Genomic DNA, 22,186 nt, shown 5'->3' with positions numbered 1-22,186 from the left:
CACTATCGTGCCAGCCGCACCCGACCCCGATGGCAGGCTGGGTCCCATGGCACGCGCATACGGCTTCGTGGAGTACGGCGGTCCGGAGACACAGCAGCTGTTCGACACCCCCGTCCCATCGCCCGGTCCGGGGCAACTCCTCGTGGCAGTCCGGGCCGCGGGCGTGAATCCCGCCGACTGGAAGGTGCGGTCCGGACGGCGCACAGGCAGCGTCACGGTGCACTTCCCGGCGGTCCTCGGCCGGGAGGTCGCCGGTGTGGTGGAGGCCGCCGGTCCGGACACCGGCTTCCGGCCGGGCGACGCCGTCTTCGGGGCCACCGCGGAGGGCTACGGCGGCTACGCCGAGTACACCCTCGTCGACGCGCGGGCTGCCGCGCTCGTGCCCGAGTCGGTGCCGTTCGAGGTGGCGGCGACCCTCCCGGTCGCGGCCGGAACGGCCTTCGACATCGTCGAGCACCTCGAGATCGTCGATGCGGACACCGTCCTCGTCCTGGGTGCCGGTGGTGGCGTCGGGTCGGCGACGACGCGGCTCGCGCACGCCGCAGGTGCCGCTGTGCTCGGCGTGACGAGCGCGGGGAAACGGGAGCTCGTCGAATCGTGCGGCGGAAGGTGGATCGAGTCCGGCGACGGGTTCGACGCGCGAGTCGCGGCCACCGCGGAACGGTGCGGGGCGGTGACCGCGGTCGTCGACCTCGTCGGCGGCGACGTACTCGAGCGGGCGGTCGCGCTGACGCGGGCGCCGGAACGGGTCGTGAGTGTCGCCGACCCTGCACGCGCGGAGGAGCTGGGCGGTTCGGGAATCACGCGGCGACGGACCCGGGAGGTGTTCGAACATGTCGCGGCGCTCGTCGAGCGTGGTGTCCTGACGCCGCGCGTCGAGCGGACCTTCCCGCTCACCGAGGCCGGGGCTGCGCTGGAACTCGTCGAGTCCGGGCACGCCGGCGGGAAGATCGTCGTCACCGTGCCCTGAAGATCCTGTCGGCAGGGCGTGCCAGGATCGCCGCGTGCGTGGGGGGAACGCGACGTGGTGGGTGGCGGCAGTGGTGGTCGCGGTGGTGGTGTCCTGGCTGTGGGACCGCACCGCGCCGGGGTCCGTGACGGTGCCGGGCAGCCCCACCCGAGCCGAGGTGCATGCCCTGCTCGAGCAGGTGACGGTGGTCGATCAGCGCCGAAAGGTGCCCGGCTATCAGCGGGGCTGCGGACCGGGCGAGCGATGCGTGTTCGGTCCGGCCTGGTCCGACGACCACCCCGGTGCCGGCGGGCACGACGGCTGCGACACCCGCAACAACGTCCTCGCGCGCGACCTCGCCTCCCCCACCTTCCGAGCCGGTAGCGACGACTGTGTCGTGACGAGTGGGGTCCTGAACGATCCGTACACCGGTGCGCGCGTGGAGTTCCGGCGTGCCGAGGCGAACGCCGTGCACATCGATCACATCTATCCGCTCGCCGCGGCCTGGGATCTCGGTGCCGCCGCATGGCCCGCCGAACGTCGACTCCGGTTCGCGAACGACATCACCTACAACCTCGTCGCTGTCGACGGGCAGGCCAACCTCGACAAGCGCGACGGCACGCCGGCCCAGTGGCTGCCACCGGCTCCCGGTTACCGCTGCTGGTTCGCCGGCCGGTACCTGACCGTGGCGGTGCGCTACGCGTTGCCGATCACGGTCGACGACCACCGTGCCTTGGTGGGCGCGGCGGAGTCGTGCCCGTGACATCATCGCGACCAGCAGTCTCCCCGCCTGGCAGATGCCGTTGACGGCGGAGATGACGAGGGCGGCGAGGTCGGGATCGGAATCGACCAGTCGCACCGCACGTTCGGGTCCGCAGTACATCGCCGGGGTGAACGCGTTGCGCGCTGCGGGCCGGTCGATGATGCACCAGACGATCGCGCCTTCCCGTTCGAATCTCAGTCCTCCTGCACCCAGATCGTCTCCCTTGCATCGGACAGTATCTTGTTCTTTGTTGTGGGAACAACGTGCTCTCCTGAGAAAATCGCTGTTTCCGAACATGTAGGGTCTACGGTGAGCAAATGCTCGAGCGCATCTCCAAGGACACCCGGCTGTGCATCTCGATGTCCGGCCGTCCCAGCAACATCGGCACCCGGTTCCACAACCATCTCTACGAGGAACTCGGCCTCGACTTCGTCTACAAGGCGTTCGCGCCCGTGAACATCGAGGATGCCGTGGCGGGGATACGCGGCCTGGGCATCCGCGGCGCCGGGGTGTCGATGCCGTTCAAGGAAGCCGTGCTGCCCCTCGTCGACGTGCTGCACGATTCGGCGCGGGCCATCGAGTCCGTGAACACGATCGTCAACGACGACGGCGTCCTGCACGCTTACAACACCGACTACCAGGCGGTGAGCGATCTGCTCGTCGAGCACGGCGTCGATTCCGCCCTGCCCGTCACGGTGGTGGGCAGCGGCGGCATGGCGAAGGCGGTGACAGCGGCGCTGCGCCACAACGGATTCACCGACGGAACGATCGTCGCGCGCAACGAGGACACCGGACGGCCGCTCGCGCGCAAGTACGGCTACGAATGGCGCGCCGACACGAGCGACGTCGCACCCGGGCTGATCGTCAACGCCACTCCGATCGGGATGGCGGGCGGTGCCGAATCGGTCGACCTGCCGCTGCCCCACGACTTCGTCGCCGCAGCGTCGACGGTCTTCGACGTCGTGGCCGTGCCGCCGGACACCCCGCTCGTCCGATTCGCCCGCGAGCACGACATCCCGGTGATCACGGGCGACGAGGTCATCGCGCTGCAGGCGGCACTGCAGTTCGAGCTCTACACGGGGGTGACCCCGACGCGCGAGCAGGTGCGCCGCGCGTCGGAGTACTCCCGCTCCTGAACGGTCGGGACCGGGGAGGACTCGGCCGTCAGACGATCCGGCCCTGTTCGAGACCGTCGAGCACCACGGTGGCGGCATCGACCGCGACGTTCATCTCGACGCGGGTGATGTCGTGCGTGGCGGGGTTCTGCAGACCGAAGTTGTTGACCCATGCGGCCGTTCGCGCCGACTGGAACACGAACGTGGTGGTCTCGGTGTCGCCCCCCAGGTCGCCGACGAACCAGCCGGTGAAGAACGGGCCGAGGTCGACGCCGTAGGTCGCCTCGCACTCGCCGGCGATCACCGGTGCGGCCTCGACGAGGTGGGCGACGATCGCTCCGAGCAGGGTCGCCAGGACTGCAGCACCTACCGTGGCAGCCGTACGACCTCGGGCGAAATGTTTCATTTGCGTTAATTTGCCGGCCGTTTCTCCGGGATACTCCGCGAGTCCCATTCACGACCGGTGGTCCCGCCTCCGGAGTGCAGTTCTCGTCGGCGATGTTACGAATTGTCGACGAGAACTGCGCATCGGCCGGCGGATCGCCGCTCAACTGCCGGTGGCGACCTCCCGCTTCGGATCCGCCGACCACTGCGACCACGAACCCGGATACAGCGCGGCGTCGATGCCCGCGATCTCGAGCGCGGCGATCTCGTGTGCGGCGTTGATTCCCGATCCGCAGTACACGGCGACGTCGGTGCGCTTCACGCCCAGCGTCGAGAAGCGGTGCGCGATCTGATCCGCGGGCAGGAACGACCCGTCCTGACGGAGGTTCTCGGTGGTCGGCGCGCTGACTGCGCCGGGGATGTGGCCCGCCCGGCGATCCACCGGCTCCTCGTCGCCGCGGTACCGCGCGTGGGCGCGCGCATCGAGCAGAACTCCGTGGGTGGCGTAGGTCGCGGCCTCGTCGGGACCGATGGTGGGCATGTGGCCGGGGCTCAACGTCACGTTGCCGGGCTTCTTCTCGCCGCCCGGTCCTGCGGCGAGAGGGTGCCCGCCGGCGATCCACGCCTGCAGTCCGCCGTCGAGCAATCGCACCTCGGAGTGCCCCGCCCAGCGCAACAGCCACCACGCGCGGGCCGCGGCGAGATCGCCGCTGTCGTCGTATGCGACGACGAGAGCACCGTCGTCGATCCCCCACCGGCGTGCGATGGCCTGGAAACGGTCGATGTCGGGCAGCGGATGACGACCGAGCTCGGGTGCGGGCGGATCGGCGAGATCCTCGTCCAGGTCGACGTAGACCGCTCCGCTGATGTGCCCCTCGTGGAATCGGTCCCGTCCGTGTCTGTCGCCGAGTGCCCAGCGGACGTCGAGTATCACCGGCGACCGGCCCTGCTCGATCATCTCGGCGAGTTCGACGGTGGAGAGAAGAACGGGGGTATCGGACATGACCCGATCCTGACACGAACGGCACACGCCGTTCCGGCTTTGGGGCGACACGCCGTGCGTGCCGGGACGACCCCGGCGGGCGGACACGCCCTGTGCACGTCCGATTCGGGGGTTTTGCGTCTCGGTTCGGGATTGGCGTGGGGGTTGGTCTGATTTGACGTGCGGAGAGCACTATCGTCGAGACGTGAGCAACCGCCAACCGACGAGCCCAGCCGCCCCGCCTGAGCCGGAGCAGTTCCCGGTGTTGTGGCCCATGCAGACGCGTTGGGCCGACAACGACCATTACGGCCACGTCAACAACGTCACGTACTACTCGTACTTCGACTCGGCGGTCAACGGGTGGCTCATCTCCACCACCGGTGTCGACATCCGCGAACTCGACGCGATCGGGGTCGTGGCCGAGACCTCCTGCCGCTATCTCGCCGAGCTGTCCTTCCCCGACCGCCTGCAGGTCGGACTGGCGGTCGAACGTCTGGGCACACAGTCGATCACCTATTCGCTCGCAATCTTCCGGGAGGCCGACGACACCCTGATCCCGGCGGCGACCGGCCGGTTCGTCCACGTCTACGTCGATCCGCAGACGCGCCGCCCCGTCCCGATCCCCGATCAGATCCGCAAGGCCGCCGCCCAGTTGGCCACCCCGAACGCGGGCCGCTGACGCCCTACGTCGCCTCGTCTCCGCTGCGCCCGGCCGCCCGGTTCAGCAGCGGAGCTGTGCGCTGCGGGACGAGGTCCTGCATGACCAGCGACATGTCCGTGCGCTCGACGCCGCGGATCTTCAGGATCCGGCCCGCGAGCCGATAGAGGTCGTCGGCGTCACGGGCGACCACCTTCACCGACAGGTCGATCTGCCCGGTCAGCCCGTAGACCTCGGTGACCTCGGGGATCTGTGCGAGTTCGTCGACGACCTCGTCGAGACGGTGCTGATCGACCCGGGTCGCCACGTAGGCGGCGAGCGGATAACCCAGGCTGACGGGATCCACCCGCCGGTCGAACGAGGCGAGCACGCCCTCGGCCTCCCATCGGGCAAGGCGCGCCTGGACGGTGTTGCGGGACAACCCGAGACGCTGCGCCAGCTCGACTCCCGTGGCCCGTGGTGTGCGCGTGAGTTCGAGCAGCAGACGCGCATCGGTGGCATCCAGACTGGTCATTTTCCGCAGTCTGCCAGCTAGGAGCACCCCGAAACCGTGCTTTCTGCACGGTTGGGAGCGGATCGATTGCGCACGCGCGAATTGCCCGGATGATGTGATGTACGGCACACATCATCCGGTCGGGCCTCACGAGGGCACGCTGGATCCGCACCGACGAGGTGATCCGATGGTTGTACCGACCGCTTATCCGGTCCAGTTGATCCAACCCGACGGGCGACGCGTCCTCGACACCGAGTACGGCGCACTCGTCGCCGACGTCGGCCCCGACGAACTGCGCGGGCTCTACCTCGACATGGTCGTCGCGCGACGCGTCGACGCGGAAGCCACGGCGCTCCAACGGCAGGGTGAGCTCGGCCTCTGGGCGCCGCTCCAGGGCCAGGAGGCCGCGCAGGTCGGCTCGGCCCGGGCACTCGCGCCCGACGACTACGTCTTCACCAGCTACCGCGAGCACGCCGTCGCGTTGTGCCGCGGGGTCGACCCCGCCGACATGACCCGCCTGTGGCGTGGGTGCGGCCTGTCCGGATGGGATCCGCAGACGGTCGCCACCACCAACCCGGCCATCGTCGTCGGAGCCCAGGGCCTGCACGCCACCGGTTACGCGATGGGCGCGAAGCTCGACGGAGCCGAGATCGCCACCGTCGTGTACTTCGGCGACGGCGCCACGAGCCAGGGCGCCCTCTCGGAGGCCATGGTCTTCTCGGTCAGCTGGGGTGTCGGCGTGGTGTTCATCTGCCAGAACAACCACTGGGCGATCAGCGTGCCCACCCACGTGCAGAGTCCGGTCCCCCTCGCCCGGCGCGCCGCCGGATTCGGGATGCCGGCCGTGCAGGTCGACGGCAACGACGTCCTCGCAGTCCTGGCGGTGACCCGGCGTGCCGTCCGGCATGCCCGCGAGGGTGCCGGTCCGTTCTTCATCGAGGCACTCACCTACCGCATGGGCCCGCACACGACCTCCGACGACCCCACCCGCTACCGCACACCCGCCGATCTCGAGGAGTGGCAGGCACGCGACCCCATCGATCGGCTGCGACGACTGCTCGAACGCGAAGGGCACGCCGACGACGACTTCTTCGACGAGGTCCGGACCACTGCCGACGATGCCGCGATGCGGCTCCGGCGCGGCACGCTCGGGATGCCCGACCCCGAACCCGCTGCCCTGTTCGACCACGTCTACGCCACCGAGCATCCGCTCGTCGAACAGGAACGTGCGGACTACGCCGAGTATCTGGCGAGTTTCGGCCCCACGGAGGAGGCGCGACGATGACCACCACGACGATGACCCTCGGCGGTGCCCTCAACGCCGGACTCCGCCGCGCACTCGAACGCGACCCCAAGGTCGTCATCATGGGGGAGGACGTCGGCACCCTCGGCGGCGTCTTCCGCATCACCGACACCCTGCAGAAGGATTTCGGTGAGGGTCGCGTGATCGACACTCCCCTCGCCGAATCCGGGATCGTGGGAACGGCCTTCGGGATGGCGCTGCGCGGCTACCGACCCGTGTGCGAGATCCAGTTCGACGGCTTCGTCTATCCAGCCTTCGACCAGATCGTCTCGCAGGTCGCGAAGATCCACTACCGCACGGCCGGTGCCGTGGTGGCCCCGCTCACCGTTCGAATCCCCTACGGCGGCGGCATCGGTGCGGTCGAACATCATTCGGAATCACCGGAGGTGTACTTCACCCACACCGCAGGTCTGCGTGTCGTGAGCCCGAGCACCCCGCCCGATGCGTACTGGATGATCCAGCAGGCCGTCGCGCTCGACGACCCGGTGATCTTCCTCGAACCGAAGCACCGCTACTGGGAACGCGGTGAGATCGACACGGAAACCGCACCCGACCTGCCGCTCACGTCCGCGCGGGTCGTCCGGTCCGGTTCGGACGCGACGATCGTGACCTTCGGTGCGCTGGTCGCCACCGCGCTACGCGCAGCCGAGATCGCCGAAGCGGAAGGACATTCGCTCGAGATCGTCGATCTGAGGTCGCTGTCCCCTATCGACTTCGACACGATCGAGGCGTCGGTGCGGCGGACCGGCCGGCTCGTCGTCGTGCAGGAGGCGCCGGTCTTCTGCGGCATCGGCGCGGAGATCGCCGCCCGCACGACCGAGCGGTGCTTCTACCAGCTCGAGGCACCGGTCCTGCGGGTCGGCGGATTCGACATCCCCTATCCCCCGGCCAAACTCGAATCCCACCACCGTCCCGACCCGGATCGCATCCTCGACGCGGTCGACCGCGCACTCGCAGCGTGAGGCGCACCGATGACGAATCCCACACGCGCAGTAGAGGAATTCCGTCTTCCCGATCTCGGTGAGGGACTCACCGAAGCGGACTGGGTGCACTGGGTCGTCGCGGTCGGCGATCGTGTCGAACTCAACCAGGTCATCGGGGAGGTCGAAACCGCCAAGGCCACGGTGGAACTGCCGTCGCCCTATGGCGGCACGGTCGAGGAACTGCTGGTCGAGCCGGGACAGACGGTGCCGGTCGGGGCACCCCTGCTGCGGATCGCGACCGAGGACGGACCCGCCGAACCGGCCGGTGACAGCGACGGCCCGTCCCGACCGTCGGTGCTCGTCGGATACGGACCCGGCGACGCCCCGCAGAGCAGACGTGCGACCCGCCGTGCCTCGGCGGACGCCGGTCGTGCCCGCGACGGTGATCCCCCTCCCGCACGACCCGACGCGAAGCCCGGCGCACGCAAACTCGCGGCTCTCCTCGAGGTCGATCTGGACACGGTGACGGGCACCGGCCGCGGCGGTGTGATCACGCGCGACGACGTGCGGCGCACCGCCGGACACGGCGACGAACCTACCGCAGGCCACGGCGAAGAACCCACCGCCGAACGACCACACTCACCCGCCCCTGAGCCGTCCCCCGAACGGACCACGCGGATACCCGTCGGAGGGGTGCGCAAGCGGACCGCCGAGGCCGTCTCCCGCAGCGCCTTCACCGCCCCGCACGCGAGCGTCTTCCTCACGTGCGACGCGACCGCCACCGTCGACCTGGTGTCGACCCTGCGCGCGTCGCCGGCCTTCGAAGGCGTCCGTCCGACGGCGCTGAGCATCGTCACCCGCGCGCTGTTGCACGCGATCGCTGACGAGCCGTCGCTCAATGCGCACTGGGACGACGACACGGGCGAGATCGTGCTCCACCACGACGTGCATCTCGGGATCGCCACTGCGACCTCCGACGGCCTGAAGGTCCCCGTGGTCCGGGAGGCCCAGCGCCTGTCGTTGCCGCGTCTGGCCCGGTCGATCGCCGAGGTCGCCGACCGCGCGCGGACGGGCCGCTCCACGCCGTCCGAGCTGACGGGTTCGACGGTCTCGGTGACGAACGTCGGGGTGTTCGGGGTGGACGGGGGAACACCGATCCTCAATCCCGGCGAGTCGGCGATCCTCGCCGTCGGAGCGATCTCCGACCGCCCGTGGGTCGTGGACGGTGCTCTCGCGATCCGGAAGGTGGTCACGTTGTCGCTGTCGTTCGACCATCGGCTCGTCGACGGGGAGCAGGCGGGACGGGCACTCGCGACGATCGGTGCGTTCCTCGGCGATCCCGTGCCCATGCTGCTCGCCGATACGTAGGGGCCGCGAACGCTCGGTAGCGTGCCTCCACGTGGTGGATTCGCAACGGACGACGGACCGGCTCACGCACGCCCGGGCGGCGGTGTTCGCGATCTTCGGGCTCAACGGCTTCCTGCTCGCCCTGTGGGTCGTCCACATCCCGGCGATCCGGGAACGGGTGGGCATCGATCACGCGGCACTCGGATCGTTGCTGTTGCTGCTCGCCCTCGGGGCGCTCGGCGGGATGCACGTGACGGGTCGGCTCGCCGACCGGATCGGTAGCCACCGCACGACGATCGTCTTCGTTCTGATGCTGTCTCTGACGGTGGTCGGGCCGGGCCTGGCCGCGGCGCCGTGGCAGCTCGGACTCGCTCTCGCAGTGTTCGGTTTCGCGAACGGCGCGCTGGACGTGTCGATGAACTCCCAGGCGGTCGTGGTCGAACAGCGGTACCGGCGACCGATCATGTCGGCCTTCCACGGGTTGTTCTCCGCGGGCGGGATCACCGGGTCGCTGGTGGGCGCGGCCGCCCTGGCCGCCGGGGTTCGCCCCGCGCTCACGCTCGCGGTCGCCGGGGTCGTCGCGGCCGCGGTGGTGGGCCGGGCGGGGCCGCGCCTCGTCCGGACGGAGCCGCCGATCCGATCGTCGTCACCGGGGCCCCGGGCCGGTTACTCGCGCCGCGTGGTGCTGCTCGGAGGTGTGGCGTTCGCGCTGATGCTGTGCGAGGGGGTCGCGAACGACTGGAGCGCGCTGCAGGTGCAGGAACGGCTCGGCAGTCCGGAGTCGGTGGCCGCGCTCGCGTTCGGTGCGTTCTCGGCGACCATGACGATCGGGCGCTTCGTCGCCGACCGGGTCACCGCCCGGTTCGGCAGCGCCGCCGTCATCCGGTACGGAACGCTGGTCGCCGCGGTCGGGATCGGCGCCGTGGCACTGTCGCCGTGGCTGGTCCTCACACTCGCCGGATGGGCATTGTTCGGCCTGGGGTTGTCCGGTGCCCTCCCGCAGCTGTTCAGCGCCGCGGGCAATCTCGATTCGGGATCCCCCGGCGCGAACATGTCCCGCGTCGTCGGTCTGGGTTATCTGGGTTTCCTGGCCGGCCCTGCGTGCATCGGATGGATCGCCGAGGCGACCTCCCTCACGACGGCGATGGTCGTACCGCTCGCATGCGTGCTCCTCGCCGCACTGCTGGCTCCCGTACTGACGCCGACGGCGCCCACGCGGTGATCCGCGTGGGCGCCGTGACGGAGCAGCGACAGGTCCGGAAGGCCTACAGGGCCTTCAGTTCCTCGGTGACCTCCGAGACCATCTTCTTCGCGTCACCGAACAGCATCGAGGTGTTGTCGGCGGTGAACAGCGGGTTGTCGATACCGGCGTAACCGGAGCTCATCGAGCGCTTGAGCACGATGACCGACTTCGACTGGTCGACGTTGAGGATCGGCATGCCGTAGATCGGGCTCGTCGAGTCCAGGCGGGCAGCCGGGTTGGTGACGTCGTTCGCGCCGATGACGATGGTGACATCGGTGCGGCCGAACTCGCCGTTGATGTCGTCCATCTCCTTCATCGCGTCGTATTCGACGTCGGCCTCGGCGAGCAGGACGTTCATGTGGCCGGGCATACGACCGGCGACCGGGTGGATCGCGTACTTGACCTCGACACCGCGGTCCTCGAGCAGCGCTGCCATCTCCTTGACGGCGTGCTGCGCCTGGGCGACGGCCAGACCGTAGCCGGGGACGACGATGACCTGGTTGGCGTACGCCATCTGGATGGCGGCGTCCGAGGCCGAGGTGGCCTTGACCGTGCCACCGGAGGCCGAGGCCACGCCAGCCGCCGCCTCGCCGCCACCGAAGGCGCCGAAGACGATCGCGGGGATCGACCGGTTCATGGCCTTGGCCATGAGGTTGGTCAGGATCGTGCCCGAAGCACCGACGATCATGCCCGCGACGATCATGGCCTGGTTGTTCAGCGCGAGACCGGCAGCTGCTGCCGACAGACCCGTCAGGGCGTTGAGCAGCGAGATGACGACCGGCATGTCGGCGCCACCGATCGGCAGCACGACGAACAGACCCATCAGACCGGCGGCAATGAGCAGCGCCAGGATCCACCACGAGGCCAGCGGGTCACCGTCGGCGCTGATGCCGATGTAGACGGCGATGGCGATCGACGCGAGGACGAGCACGATGTTGGCGAGCTGGAACAGCTTCGCCGACGCGACGAGCTTGCGCTCGAGATTCTTGTTCAGCAGTTCCTGCAGCTTCGCGAAGGCGACGAGCGAACCCCAGAACGAGATCGAGCCGATGATCGCGGCGAACAGTGAACCGACGATCATGACCACGGTCGGGTCGTCGTCCAACGTCGTGAAGCTGGTGGACTCGAGATATTCGGCCCACGCGATGAGTGCGACGGTGCCACCACCGACGCCGTTGAACAGCGCGACCAGCTGCGGCATTGCCGTCATCTTGGTCTTCAGTGCCGGCGGGACGCCGAGGATGATGCCGACAGCCAGACCGCCGATGATCAGACCCCAGTTCTCCGTGTCACGGATGTCGATGAGCACCGCGACGACCGCGATGAACATACCGACGGCGGCGATGTAGTTGCCGCGGACTGCGGTCTTCGGGCCCGTCAGACCCGACAGACCGTAGATGAACATCGCGAAGGCGATGATGTACAGGACCGAGACGAGGTAGCCCATCAGGCGTCAGCCCCCTTCTTCTGTGCAGCCGGGGAGTCCTTGCGCTGCTTGAACATCCCGAGCATGCGGTCGGTGACGACGAAGCCACCGACGACGTTCAGGGTGCCGAAGACCAGAGCGACGAACAGGATGATCTTGATGCCCCAGTGGGCATCACCGGGGAGATGACCGAGCACGACGAGAGCGCCGAGCACGACGATGCCGTGGATCGCGTTGGTGCCCGACATCAGCGGCGTGTGCAGCGTGTTCGGCACCTTGGAGATGACGGCGAAACCGACGAATCCGGCCAGGACCAGAATCGCGATGTTCGCGAGTAGTTCGTTGTACATCTAGGAGTTCTCCTTCGAACGCGTCACGCAGGCGGCCTCGAGGATCTCGTCGGAGAAGTCCGGGGCCAGGGCACCCGACTCGTCGAGGAGCAGCTCGATCAGCGCGTACACGTTCTTCGAGTAGAGCTCGGAGGCATGCTCCGGCATCGTCGCGGGCAGGTTGAGCGGCGAGCAGATGGTCACGTCGTGCTTGACGACGGTCTGCCCCGGCTCAGTGAGTTCGCAGTTGCCGCCGGTCTCGCCGGCGAGGTCGACGATGACCGAACCCGGCTTCATCCCCTCGACCGCGGCGGCGGTCACCAGGCGCGGCGCCGGGCGGCCCGGCACGAGCGCTGTGGTGATGACGACGTCGAAGCCCTTGATGGCGTCTTCGAGCGCCTGCTGCTGCTGGGCCCGCTCGGCCTCGGTGAGCTCGCGTGCGTAGCCGCCCTCACCCGCGGCGTCGATGCCGAGGTCGAGCCACTGGGCACCGACCGACCGGACCTGGTCGGCGACCTCGGGACGCACGTCGTAACCGGTGGTGCGGCCACCGAGACGCTTCGCCGTGGCCAGCGCCTGCAGACCCGCGACGCCCACCCCGAGCACCAGCACGGTCGCCGGCTTCACGGTGCCGGCGGCGGTGGTGAGCATCGGGAAGAAGCGGGTGGATTCGCTCGCCGCGACCAGCACGGCCTTGTAGCCGGCGACGTTCGCCTGCGACGACAGGGCATCCATGACCTGCGCGCGGGAGATACGCGGAATGGCCTCGACGGCGTACGCCTCGACTCCGGCCTGCGTGAGGGCGCCGATCTGGTTGTCTGCGTTGCGCGGGGCGAGGAAGCCGATCAGGCGCTGGCCGGACTTCAGGTGGGCGATCTCGGCGTCGCTCGGCGGAGCGACCTTGACGACGATGTCGGCGGACCAGGCGTCGCCGACGGTCGCGCCGGCTTCCTTGTAGGCCGCATCCGGAATCAGCGCGCCCTGGCCGGCACCGGACTCGACGACGACGTCGAGACCCTTGCCGATCAAGGAGGGCACGATCTTCGGCACGAGCGCGACCCGCCGTTCCCCGTCGTTCGTCTCACGAACCACGCCGACGGTCGGACGGCGGTGCGCTCCGCTCCCCGTGTTCGATCCTTCGGTACTCAATTCTTGACTCCTGCGTCGATGAAAGTGCGCGTCGTGCCGCGATCGGCGGCGAAAGATGCGTTATCGAAGGCCATGTGACGGCCTGTCATGCACTGAAAGGCTTAAGCAGACCTACCGTGCCCTCCCGTGACCTCGCAACCTGGTCAGATCATCTGAATCGAGTCCGAACAGCAAGACGGCGCAAGTTTGTGAGGCAGCTCACCTCACAAATGCCATTTTCCTCCGGTGAGCAAGACCGTGCAGGACGATCGGAATCGGTCCCGAAAACGGCCCGGGAGCGGCCCCCGATGCGAAAGAAGGCGGAGTGCAAACAGATTCGTTCCGTGTGTACCGAACGGCGGTGTGTACCGATTCAGAACACTTCGGAATCGATTCAGATACTCGGTCACCGGACCCGGCCTTTGCGCTCGTCCGGCAGCCCGCGTAGGGGGGTGTCCGTGACACACGAACCTCGGAAGGACCCCGCGAACGACACGCCCGCCGACTTCACGGTCGACGACGACCCCGGCACGGCCGACCTCGGCGGCGACCCGGTCTGCTGGCTCCATCTCCTCTGCCCCGACTGCGGGGCGATGCTCACCTCCGAGGAGGAACCGTGCCCGCGATGCGGCAGGGAGCACCCGATCCCGGATCCCTCCTGACCCGAGCACCTAACCTGGCCCCATGAACGTGCCGGAACCCGTCCTCGACCTCGCCCGCTCGGCCCGCCGCGTCGCCGTCCTCACCGGCGCCGGGATGTCCGCCGAGAGCGGTGTCCCCACCTTCCGCGATGCGCAGACCGGACTGTGGGAGAACTTCGACGCCACTGCCCTCGCCACACCAGCGGCGTGGGCGGACGATCCCGCGACGGTCTGGGCCTGGTATCAGTGGCGGGTCGCGCTCGTCCGGCGTGTACAGCCCAATGCCGGACACCGGGCCCTCACCGACTGGGCACGGGCGGCCCACGTGCAGATCGTGACGCAGAACGTCGACGACCTCCACGAGCGGGCCGGAAGCCACGAGGTCACCCATCTGCACGGGAGCCTGTTCGCCCCGCGGTGCAGCCGGTGCGAGCGTGCCGTCGACCTCCCCGATCCGCCGGAGGATCCCGTCGCCCGTCTCGATCCGCCGTCGTGCCCCGCATGCGGAGGCGACGGCCGGCCGGGCGTCGTGTGGTTCGGCGAGATGCTGCCGCAGGACCCGTGGGAGACCGCGACCGAGTCCCTGCGCGAGGCCGACCTGCTGCTGGTCGTCGGCACCTCGGGCGTCGTCTACCCGGCGGCCGGCCTGCCGTCGCTCGCGCGCAGTCACGGCGTGCCGGTGGTACAGATCGATCCGCGCGAGACCGATCTGAGCGATCAGGTCGACCACGCCTGGCGCACCACGGCCGCCGTGGGTCTTCCCGCCCTCGTCGACGCGCTGAGGATCGGGACCGACACACCGCGTTAAGGTGACCCGGTGAGTTCCTGTGTGTTCTGCGCCATAGCCGACGGCAGCGGTACGGCGACACGGGTGTACGAGGACGACGAGGTCGTGGCCTTCCTCGACATCCGGCCGATCGCGCGCGGGCACACCCTCGTGATCCCGCGCGTGCACGCCGCACGCCTCGAGGACCTCGATCCGGCGTCGGGCGCGGCCGTCTTCCGCGCCGGACAGCGGATCGCCCGGGCGATGACCCGTTCCGAACTCGCCACCGACGGAACCAATCTCGTCCTGAACGACGGACGGGCAGCCTTCCAGACCGTCTTCCACACTCATCTGCACGTCCTGCCCCGCTGGAACGGCGATCGTGTCCGGATGGGTATCGGTCTGGTCCGCCGTCGACCCCACGACCCCGAGACCACCGCGGCACTCATCCGCGCCGGTCTCGAACGTCTCACCGCCGAGGAGCACCAGTGACATCGCAGCCCGACACCACCCCCGATACCTCCGCTGCCGAGTTCCCGATCGACACGATCCGGCCGCTGCTGCTCGAGCAGTTCGCCGTGCTCGACGATCTGCTCTCGGGACCGACCGAGGACGAGTGGACCACCGCCACCTGCCTACCGGGATGGACGGTCAAGGACATCACTGCGCATCTCATCGGCACCGAGTCGATGCTCGCGGGCATCGAAGCGCCGCGCATCGAACGCGACGTGCGCTCGTTCGACCACGTCCGCAACGACATCGCGGCCTTCAACGAACTGTGGGTGGAGTCGCTGCGTCCCGTTCCCGGCCCGGACGTGCTCGAGCGCTACCGGGAGATCGTCGCCCTACGCACGGAGCAACTCGGCGCGATGACCCAGGCGGACTTCGGGAAGCAGTCGAACACTCCCGTCGGGCCGGCGCCCTACGGACGCTTCATGCGGATCCGCGTGTTCGACTGCTGGCTCCACGAACTCGACATCTGCGACGCTCTCGGCAGGACGGGCAGCGAGGGCGGCCCGCGTGCCGAACTCGGATCCGCGGAGGTCTTCGGTGCGGTTCCGTTCATTGTGGGCAAGCGCGGCAAGGCCCCCGAGGGAGCACGCATCACGATCGAGCTCTCCGGTCCCCTCGCACGCACCGTCCACGTCGAGGTGCACGGACGGGCCACCGAGGTCCCGGCCCACTCCGAACCGGCCACCACGACGATCGCGATGGACTCGGGACTGTTCGTTCGGCTCGCCGGAGGACGCGTGCGCGCCGAGGACCGAATCGACGAGATCACCCTCGGCGGCGACACCGAGGTCGGGCGCCGCATCGTCGACAACCTCGCGTTCACGATCTGACGTCGTGCGGCTGTTCCTGGCCTCCTACCGGTTCGGCGCCGACCCGGACACCTTCGTCCGTCTGGCGGCGCCGGGCCGGATCGCGGTGATCGCCAACGCCGCCGACGCGTGGCCGGCCTCCGCCCGCGCGGCGGCGGTCACGAGCGAGATGGGCCCGCTGCGGTCGCTCGGCTTCGCTCCGGAGGAGGTGGATCTGCGCGATCACCTCGACGATCCCGACTCGCTGCGGCAGCGACTGTCGGGCTTCACGTCCGTGTGGGTGCGCGGCGGCAACACCTTCGTCCTGCGAGCGCAATTGGCCCGCAGTGGAGGCGACGCCGTGCTCACGGATCTGGTGCGCAGCAACCGTCTCGTGTACGGGGGATACAGCGCCGGGGCCTGTGTCGCGACACCGTCGCTGCGCGGCATCGAGTTCTCCGACGACCCCGACGAGGTCGCCGCGACCTGCGGTATCCCGGTGGTGTGGGACGGACTCGGCTGGGTCGAGCACGCGATCGTGCCGCACGCCGGCGACTCGCTGCTGGCCGACGACGGGATACAGCGGACCCTGCTGTACCTGCGCGAGCACGGCGTCGAGCACGTGGCGTTGACCGACGACGACGCGATCGTCGTCGACACTCCTCCAGAGCACGCCCCGAGTACGGTGACATCATGACGCAGAACATCGACGGCACCGAACCCCGGATCGAGCACGACGCCGACAAGGCCCGCTTCGCGCTCTATCTCGGCGACGACCTCGCGGCCTACGCCGACTACACGCAGCACGGCGACCTGCGGGACTTCGACCACACCGTCACCGACCCGCAGTTCCGCGGTAAGGGCCTCGCCGGGATCGTGGTGAAGCACGCCCTCGACGAGACCAAGAAGCAGGGACTGAAGATCGGTACGTCCTGCTCGTACGTCGAGAAGTTCGTCTCCGAACATCCCGAATACCGCAACTGATCCGTCACACCTGCACGTCGCGGCGGCGGAAACCCACGATCGCCGCTGCGACGAGCAGCACCGCCGCGACCGCCTGGATGATCAGCGGCATCGCCGTCGCATTCTCTGCGGGCACCAGCGGGATGTGCGAGAACGGAGACAGTGCGACGAGTTCGTCGGGTAGGTCGAGCATCTCGCCGAGCCACGCGACGAACACCGTCCACACCACCAGCACCCACACCAGCCCGGTCGCGCGCGGCACGCAGCCCAGCAGCGCGAACGCCACGGCGACGACGAGGATCGCCGCCGGCGCGTAGGCCAGGGACGCCGCGATCATCCGCAGCACCCACGCCCAGTCGCCCACCGCGAATGCGACCCCCAGTCCGGTCGCGGCGCCGGAGACGAGCAGCGCCACGACCGTCTGGACGACGATCACACCGAGTGCCGCGGACAGCCATGCGCTGCGCCCGGTTCCGGTGATGATCACGAGACCGGACCGTCCGCCGTCCTCCTCGCTGCGCATTCGCACCACCGCGGACACACCGAAGGCGGTGGCGCCGAGGGCGAGGAACATCAGCATCATCCCGGCGAAGGAGGCGGTGAGGGCGTCGGGATCCACGCCGACCATGTCCAGCACCTGAGGCATCTCGTCGATGAGATCCTCCACGGAACTGGCGAGGGCGCCCATCGCGACACCGAACAGCACCAGTCCCGTCAGCCATCCCACGAACGCTCCGCGCAGCAGGCGCCGGATCAACCCCACCGGACCGAGCAACGCGGAATCGGCCTCGGCGGGGCCTGGTTTCGGCGCCCGTAGACCGGCTCCGAGGTCGCGGCGCCGCGACAGCGCAACGGCGACGGTGAGCAGCACGACCGTCGTGGCGACGGACAACAGCAGCGGCCACCACCGCTCGTCGACGTAGAGCCGGGTCTGCTGGGCCCAGGCGATCGGCGAGAGCCACGACAGCCACGACCCGGTGGCCTCGATGATGTCGCCGGCTCCGCGGACGAAGAAGGCCGCGGCGAGCACTGCGAGCGCGGTGCCCGTGGCCGAGCGGGAGTGCTCGCCGAACTGGGCGGTCACCGCGGCGACTGCGCCGAAGAGCACCCCGGTGACGGCGGAGGCCACACCGAAGGCGATCGAGCCGACGACATCGAGTCCGCCGGCGATGAGCGCGACGGTGATGCCGGTACCCACCACGAGATTCGCGACCGAGACCAACAGCAGGGCGGCCGCCGGCGGGGCGTAGGCCCCGACGGGCAGAGCCCGCAGGAGTTCGAGCCGGCCGGATTCCTCCTGCGCTCGGGTATGCCTGACGACGAGCAGGATGCTCATGATCGCCGTCGCGACGAAGACGGTCAGACTCAGCTCGTTCGCAGTCATCGCCCCGAGCGTGTAGTTGTCGATCCCGTAGGCCGGTCCCGTCATGAGCACGGCTGCCGGATTCTCCAGCAGGGCCGCGCGGGCCTGCCGGGAGGCCTCGTCGGGATAGACCGCGGCCAGGCTGAGGACGGTCGACCACACCGTGAGGGCGAGCGCGAGGGTCCAGACGGTGATCCGCACGCGGTCCAACCGCAGGTAGAACCGCAGCAGTGTGCCGAGCCCGGTGAACGGTGCCGCGGACGTCGCGGAGGTAGCGCTCGGGGTCGGCACTGCTGTCGGTGTCGTCGTGGTCATCGTGAGGACACCTCCTCCACGGCACCGGCACCGTTCCCGTCACCGGTGTCGAAGGTGTCGCCGTAGTGCCGCATGAACAGCTCTTCGAGCGACGGGGGTGTGATGGTGAGGTTCTCGACGCCGAGTCCGGCGAGTTCCTGCAGGACCGGTGCGAGGGCGGTGTTGTCGACGTCGAACGCGAGCCTGCCGTCGTCGGTGGAGAGGTCGTGGACTCCGGAGAGCCCGGCCAGTCGCTCGGCAGGGGCGGCGGTCGTGGCCCGCACGGACGAGCGGGTCAGGTGCCGCAGTTGTGCGAGGGTGCCGGTCTCGACGTCGCGTCCGGCCCGGATGATCGTCACCGTGTCGCAGAGCTTCTCGACCTCGGCGAGGATGTGGCTGGACAGCAGCACGGTCGCGCCGCGGTCGCGGAGCCCTCGCACCTCGTCGGTGAAGACCGCCTCCATGAGCGGGTCGAGACCCGAGGTGGGTTCGTCGAGCAGGTAGAGCTCGGCGTCCGATGCGAGGGCGGCGACGAGTGCGACCTTCTGCCGGTTGCCTTTCGAGTAGGTGCGGGCCTTCTTCGTCGGGTCGAGTTCGAACCGTTCGAGGAGTTCGGCGCGACGACGCGTGCGCGCCTCTCCCCCGCGGATGCGGGTGAGGACGTCGATGATCTCGCCCCCGGTGAGGGTGGGCCACAGATTCGTGTCGCCGGGCACGTACGCGAGTCGGCGGTGGATCGCGACGGCGTCGGTCCACGGGTCGAATCCGAGGACACGGGCGGTGCCGGAATCGGCACGCAGCATTCCGAGCAGCACGCGGATCGCCGTGGACTTGCCGGCGCCGTTCGGTCCGAGGAATCCCGCGACGGTGCCGCGTTCGACGGTCATCGAGAACCCGTCGAGAGCTCTGGTGGTTCCGAATGTCTTGACGATGTCGCGGATTTCGATAAGAGCGGTGTCCATCTCTCCTCCGTCAGGAGTCGGGGGGTGCCTCACGCGCTGCCAGACAGGCGTCGAGAAGGGTCGAGTCCGTCAGCAACGGCTCGGTGTAGAGCTCGAGCATCGGCAGCGCGAGGCGTTCGGTGTAGGCGCGCAGCCTGGCAGGAAAGGTTTCGAGGTCGAGGTATTCGTCGGGACCGGGAAGGTCCATGAGCACGGCGCCGACGCTGAACGAGATGAGGGCACGTGCTCGTTCGGAGGGGAACCGGCTGGGCCGCACGGTTCCGGCGGCCACAGCCTCCTCGAGATAGGCCTCGGTGTCGGCGACGAGCCGGTCGAGGAAGTCGGCGGCGGGGGCGCCGCCGGTCCGGAGGGTGCGGAAGAGGTAGGCGACCGTGGTCGCGTAGTTCTCGATGTGTTCCATCTGGTCGTTCAGCGCGGCCGGTCCGACCTTCGGGTCGAGGACGGCACTCTTCGCCTGCCGGATCCCGTCGAGCACGTACCGGTCGCAGTGTTCCTTCAATCCGGCGCGGGATCCGAAATGGTGCACGATCAGCGAGGCGCTGACGCCGCACTCGGCGGCGATGGTCCGCAGCGGCACGCCGACCCCGTACGCGGCGATGCACCGGATGGCAGCGTCGCGGATCCGTGCACGGGTGGTGAGGTCGTCACCGGCGGCGGTTGAATGCACGTTTCAAGGATTGCACACGTGTTCAACCCGGTCAACGCACCGTATGTGTCATCTCACGGCATGTGCCATCGGAGCACGTGCCGCACCGGTGCGCGGGCGCGCTCAGGTGAAGGCCATGACCTCGGTACCCCAGACCCGGCGCATCTCGCCGTCCGGATCCGACTCGACCCTGTCCGTGGAGTCGATGAGCAGGGTCGAGCGTTCCTCCGCCTCGTACTGCGGCCAGTGCTTCGAGCCGTCCAGTGCCGCCGGCACACCGTGGTGCGCGAACGCGAACCAGCGCCGCCGCACGCGACCGGAGACCTCACCGGCGGCCTTGCGGCCGCCGAGCCAGAAGGACGGATCCCGGCCGAGAGTGCCGAAATTTCCGAAGACATATGGCAATTCGGTCGCGTGCCCGGCTCCGATCCGGGCGGCCTTGAGCATCGGGGTGGCGTGGTCGAAGCGGTACACCCAGGTCGGCGAATGCGCGCTGTGTGCTTCGGCGACCCACAGCACCGGCATGCGGAAACCGGCGTCGCGCGAGAGCGCCATCGCCCCGATGGGTTTGGGCAGGTCGGGATACGCCGCGACGATCTCGGCGAGTCGCTCGGCAGGCAGATCCGTCCGGTCGTCGGCCAACGCCGCCAACATGGCCTGCACCGCCGTGTCGTCGACGGGCATCAGCGGGGACTTCATGAAGCGGAAGATGGACGGCTCGTCCTTGTTCGAGCCGATGATCAGCGGGATCCGGTGCGACAGCCCCTTCTGGAAGGCCGCGACCGGATATTTCGGCACCAGGCCGCGGTCGACGACCGGTGTCATGGCGAGCGTCCCCGGCACCTTCGTCGGAGTCTCGGCGACGAGCACCTCCGACGCCTCGACCAGCGTGTCGGTCGACATCGTGAGTAGTTCGGCGGCCCGGGACGGCGACAGGTCGAGGATCTCGAGGAAGCGCTGTGCAACGGTCGCGGCACGGTCGCTGCCGTACACCGAGGTGGCGGGCGGCGACTGGGCGATCGCACGATGGAAGAGGCCCTTGGCCTTCGGGACCGTCATGAGCGTGGTGATCGACCCCGCACCCGACGATTCGCCGAAGAGCGTCACGCAGTCCGGATCGCCACCGAAGTCGGCGATGCAGTCGCGCACCCATTCGAGGGCGGCGATCTGGTCCCGGAGGCCGACGTTGGATTCGAAGGTGGTCCCGGGCGTGGAGAAGGACGACAGGTCGAGGAAGCCGAGCGCGCCGAGCCGGTAGTTGATCGTGACGATCACGACATCGCCGCTCTCGCACAGGTTTCGGCCGTCGTAGATCTTCTGACCGGAGTAACCGAGCACGTAGGCGCCACCGTGGATCCAGACCATGACGGGGCGTCGGCGTCCGTCGGGCGAGGGCGCCCAGATGTTGAGCGAGAGACAGTCCTCGCTCAACGTCATCTCGGGGTCGATCCCGATCGGGCTCTGTCGGCTCTGCGGAGCTATCGGTCCGAACCGTGCGCCGTCAAGGACGCCGTCCCACGGTTCCGGCGGTAGCGGCGCCCGAAACCGCCGGGAACCGGTCGGGGCCGCGTACGGGATGCCCTTCCAGACGTAGACCTCGCCGTCGCGATACCCCCGGACTTCGCCGTACTTGCAGGCGACGGTGAGCGTGTCGTCGTCCATGTGACCTCCCACCCGAACCGGTACTGTCGTGCAGCACCGATCACTTCGTTCGTCGACCTACCGATTCAATGATGGTGGATACCGGGCGGTTCGTCAGCCGGCCGCGGAAAGAGGCGCGGGGGCCACGCAGTCGACGAGGTCGATCACGAGTGCGTCGAGCACGTTGCGCAGGTCGCCGCGCGCCGAGTCGGCCAGCGCCGGGAAGACGGTGGCGAGCGCGATGGGCACGAGCGAGGCCTGTCCCAGCAGGATCCCCATGGCCGCATCGAGCTTGACGACCTCATCGTGCAAGCGGGCGTAGGTGGTGGTGTCCATGCCGTGCGCCACGGCGATCCGGTCGGGCTCGCATGCCGCGGCGTCCGCCACCATCCGGGGCAGGTCCGCCGCGGTGATCTGGTCGGCACTCATGCTTGCAACGTCGAATTTACGCAACATCTCGCCTTCGTTCGTCCCCCAGGAGCGACGCCGGGCCGCGCGCCGCAGTCGAAACATACAGTCAGTGTGGCCCGAAAAGTACGGGATGTGTAGAAGGTCCGGAAAACTTT

The 22,186-nt window shown here is 68.9% G+C and carries 25 protein-coding genes and 1 pseudogene; 14 read left to right on the top strand and 12 right to left on the bottom strand.

The genetic code is table 11. From position 1 onward, the window contains the following. Positions 1-46: 46 nt before the first annotated feature. Both RBB84_RS03990 and RBB84_RS03985 read left to right on the top strand, forming a co-directional pair. A complete protein-coding gene (locus RBB84_RS03990) occupies positions 47-970 on the top strand; it encodes an NADP-dependent oxidoreductase (protein ID WP_064256609.1) in 924 nt (307 codons plus the stop codon). 70 nt (positions 971-1,040) lie between these two features. After that, complete coding sequence (locus tag RBB84_RS03985) at positions 1,041-1,712, top strand: HNH endonuclease family protein (RefSeq protein ID WP_064256610.1); 672 nt, start codon at positions 1,041-1,043, stop codon at positions 1,710-1,712. On the opposite strand, the pseudogene RBB84_RS03980 reads toward RBB84_RS03985, so the two are convergent. After that, a pseudogene (locus RBB84_RS03980) lies at positions 1,710-1,925 on the bottom strand (enoyl-CoA hydratase/isomerase family protein); the annotation flags it as partial. The gene RBB84_RS03985 and the pseudogene RBB84_RS03980 sit on opposite strands and share 3 nt — an antisense overlap. 104 nt (positions 1,926-2,029) lie before the next feature. Between RBB84_RS03980 and RBB84_RS03975 the strand changes: the two are divergent. Continuing rightward, positions 2,030-2,848 carry a shikimate 5-dehydrogenase gene (locus RBB84_RS03975; protein ID WP_024103681.1) on the top strand — a complete coding sequence of 273 codons (819 nt, stop codon included), beginning with the start codon at positions 2,030-2,032 and terminating at the stop codon, positions 2,846-2,848. Between the two features lie 28 nt (positions 2,849-2,876). Here RBB84_RS03975 and RBB84_RS03970 read toward each other — a convergent pair whose 3' ends face one another. Further along, entirely contained in the window at positions 2,877-3,233 is a 357-nt protein-coding gene (locus RBB84_RS03970) for a hypothetical protein (RefSeq protein ID WP_064256611.1), read from the bottom strand. A gap of 141 nt (positions 3,234-3,374) precedes the next feature. Then, positions 3,375-4,214 carry a sulfurtransferase gene (locus RBB84_RS03965; RefSeq protein WP_006552551.1) on the bottom strand — a complete coding sequence of 280 codons (840 nt, stop codon included), beginning with the start codon at positions 4,212-4,214 and terminating at the stop codon, positions 3,375-3,377. Positions 4,215-4,398: 184 nt separating this feature from the next. Here RBB84_RS03965 and RBB84_RS03960 point away from each other — a divergent pair, with 184 nt between their 5' ends. Further along, on the top strand, positions 4,399-4,872 hold the full coding sequence (locus RBB84_RS03960) for a thioesterase family protein (RefSeq protein WP_024103679.1): 474 nt from the start codon (positions 4,399-4,401) through the stop codon (positions 4,870-4,872). Positions 4,873-4,876: 4 nt separating this feature from the next. On the opposite strand, the gene RBB84_RS03955 is transcribed toward RBB84_RS03960, so the two are convergent. Beyond that, the gene (locus RBB84_RS03955) at positions 4,877-5,365 is read right to left on the bottom strand and encodes an Lrp/AsnC ligand binding domain-containing protein (protein WP_019288945.1); all 489 of its coding nucleotides are present in this window, start codon (positions 5,363-5,365) and stop codon (positions 4,877-4,879) included. A 166-nt stretch (positions 5,366-5,531) separates the two neighbouring features. On the opposite strand from RBB84_RS03955, the gene pdhA reads away from it, so the two are divergent. Genes pdhA through RBB84_RS03935 form a run of 4 tightly spaced genes read left to right on the top strand, consistent with a single transcriptional unit; the run spans position 5,532 to position 10,139 of the window. Next, positions 5,532-6,629 (top strand): pyruvate dehydrogenase (acetyl-transferring) E1 component subunit alpha, encoded by a 1,098-nt coding sequence (gene pdhA / locus RBB84_RS03950; RefSeq protein ID WP_064256666.1) that lies wholly within the window; start codon positions 5,532-5,534, stop codon positions 6,627-6,629. Further along, complete coding sequence (locus RBB84_RS03945) at positions 6,626-7,609, top strand: alpha-ketoacid dehydrogenase subunit beta (protein WP_254584092.1); 984 nt, start codon at positions 6,626-6,628, stop codon at positions 7,607-7,609. Before pdhA ends, RBB84_RS03945 begins: the two co-directional genes overlap by 4 nt. 9 nt (positions 7,610-7,618) lie before the next feature. After that, entirely contained in the window at positions 7,619-8,938 is a 1,320-nt protein-coding gene (locus RBB84_RS03940; RefSeq protein WP_064256613.1) for a dihydrolipoamide acetyltransferase family protein, read from the top strand. 31 nt (positions 8,939-8,969) lie between these two features. Next, positions 8,970-10,139: an MFS transporter gene (locus tag RBB84_RS03935; protein ID WP_082921056.1), complete on the top strand. Its 1,170-nt coding sequence runs from the start codon at positions 8,970-8,972 to the stop codon at positions 10,137-10,139. 43 nt (positions 10,140-10,182) lie between these two features. On the opposite strand, the gene RBB84_RS03930 is transcribed toward RBB84_RS03935, so the two are convergent. From RBB84_RS03930 to RBB84_RS03920, 3 genes are read right to left on the bottom strand one after another with little or no spacing between them, the layout of a single operon-like run. Continuing rightward, positions 10,183-11,607, bottom strand: coding sequence for an NAD(P)(+) transhydrogenase (Re/Si-specific) subunit beta (locus tag RBB84_RS03930; protein ID WP_064256614.1), 1,425 nt, complete (start codon positions 11,605-11,607; stop codon positions 10,183-10,185). Further along, positions 11,607-11,936: an NAD(P) transhydrogenase subunit alpha gene (locus RBB84_RS03925; protein ID WP_006552916.1), complete on the bottom strand. Its 330-nt coding sequence runs from the start codon at positions 11,934-11,936 to the stop codon at positions 11,607-11,609. The genes RBB84_RS03930 and RBB84_RS03925 overlap by 1 nt, the downstream gene beginning before the upstream one ends. Continuing rightward, on the bottom strand, positions 11,937-13,064 hold the full coding sequence (locus RBB84_RS03920; RefSeq protein WP_006552915.1) for a Re/Si-specific NAD(P)(+) transhydrogenase subunit alpha: 1,128 nt from the start codon (positions 13,062-13,064) through the stop codon (positions 11,937-11,939). Positions 13,065-13,501: 437 nt separating this feature from the next. Here RBB84_RS03920 and RBB84_RS03915 point away from each other — a divergent pair, with 437 nt between their 5' ends. From RBB84_RS03915 to RBB84_RS03890, 6 genes are read left to right on the top strand one after another with little or no spacing between them, the layout of a single operon-like run. Then, positions 13,502-13,705, top strand: a complete 204-nt coding sequence (locus RBB84_RS03915; protein WP_006552914.1) for a hypothetical protein — start codon at positions 13,502-13,504, stop codon at positions 13,703-13,705. Positions 13,706-13,727: 22 nt separating this feature from the next. Continuing rightward, a complete protein-coding gene (locus RBB84_RS03910; protein ID WP_064256615.1) occupies positions 13,728-14,492 on the top strand; it encodes an NAD-dependent deacylase in 765 nt (254 codons plus the stop codon). A 9-nt stretch (positions 14,493-14,501) separates the two neighbouring features. Next, entirely contained in the window at positions 14,502-14,942 is a 441-nt protein-coding gene (locus RBB84_RS03905) for an HIT family protein (RefSeq protein WP_024103671.1), read from the top strand. Next, positions 14,939-15,793, top strand: coding sequence for a maleylpyruvate isomerase family mycothiol-dependent enzyme (locus RBB84_RS03900; RefSeq protein WP_041803646.1), 855 nt, complete (start codon positions 14,939-14,941; stop codon positions 15,791-15,793). Before RBB84_RS03905 ends, RBB84_RS03900 begins: the two co-directional genes overlap by 4 nt. Before the next feature lie 4 nt (positions 15,794-15,797). Further along, positions 15,798-16,448, top strand: coding sequence for a Type 1 glutamine amidotransferase-like domain-containing protein (locus RBB84_RS03895; protein WP_064256616.1), 651 nt, complete (start codon positions 15,798-15,800; stop codon positions 16,446-16,448). Beyond that, positions 16,445-16,735 (top strand): GNAT family N-acetyltransferase, encoded by a 291-nt coding sequence (locus tag RBB84_RS03890; RefSeq protein WP_006552909.1) that lies wholly within the window; start codon positions 16,445-16,447, stop codon positions 16,733-16,735. Before RBB84_RS03895 ends, RBB84_RS03890 begins: the two co-directional genes overlap by 4 nt. Before the next feature lie 4 nt (positions 16,736-16,739). On the opposite strand, the gene RBB84_RS03885 is transcribed toward RBB84_RS03890, so the two are convergent. The 5 genes from RBB84_RS03885 to RBB84_RS03865 all read right to left on the bottom strand — a co-directional run bounded on the left by RBB84_RS03885 (position 16,740) and on the right by RBB84_RS03865 (position 22,049). Beyond that, entirely contained in the window at positions 16,740-18,392 is a 1,653-nt protein-coding gene (locus RBB84_RS03885; RefSeq protein ID WP_064256617.1) for a hypothetical protein, read from the bottom strand. Then, entirely contained in the window at positions 18,389-19,333 is a 945-nt protein-coding gene (locus RBB84_RS03880) for an ABC transporter ATP-binding protein (protein ID WP_064256618.1), read from the bottom strand. The genes RBB84_RS03885 and RBB84_RS03880 overlap by 4 nt, the downstream gene beginning before the upstream one ends. Positions 19,334-19,343: 10 nt before the next feature. Further along, on the bottom strand, positions 19,344-20,000 hold the full coding sequence (locus RBB84_RS03875; protein ID WP_006552906.1) for a TetR family transcriptional regulator: 657 nt from the start codon (positions 19,998-20,000) through the stop codon (positions 19,344-19,346). 102 nt (positions 20,001-20,102) lie between these two features. Continuing rightward, positions 20,103-21,641 carry a carboxylesterase/lipase family protein gene (locus tag RBB84_RS03870; RefSeq protein WP_064256619.1) on the bottom strand — a complete coding sequence of 513 codons (1,539 nt, stop codon included), beginning with the start codon at positions 21,639-21,641 and terminating at the stop codon, positions 20,103-20,105. 93 nt (positions 21,642-21,734) lie between these two features. Beyond that, complete coding sequence (locus tag RBB84_RS03865; RefSeq protein ID WP_231912042.1) at positions 21,735-22,049, bottom strand: non-ribosomal peptide synthetase; 315 nt, start codon at positions 22,047-22,049, stop codon at positions 21,735-21,737. Positions 22,050-22,186: the final 137 nt, after the last annotated feature.

It is taken from the genome of Rhodococcus sp. D-6 (assembly GCF_040256695.1).
Taxonomy (GTDB): Bacteria; Actinomycetota; Actinomycetes; order Mycobacteriales; family Mycobacteriaceae; genus Rhodococcus; species Rhodococcus pyridinivorans.
The sequence above is the reverse complement of the archived record's forward strand: the minus strand, read 5'-3'. Positions and strand labels throughout refer to the sequence as shown.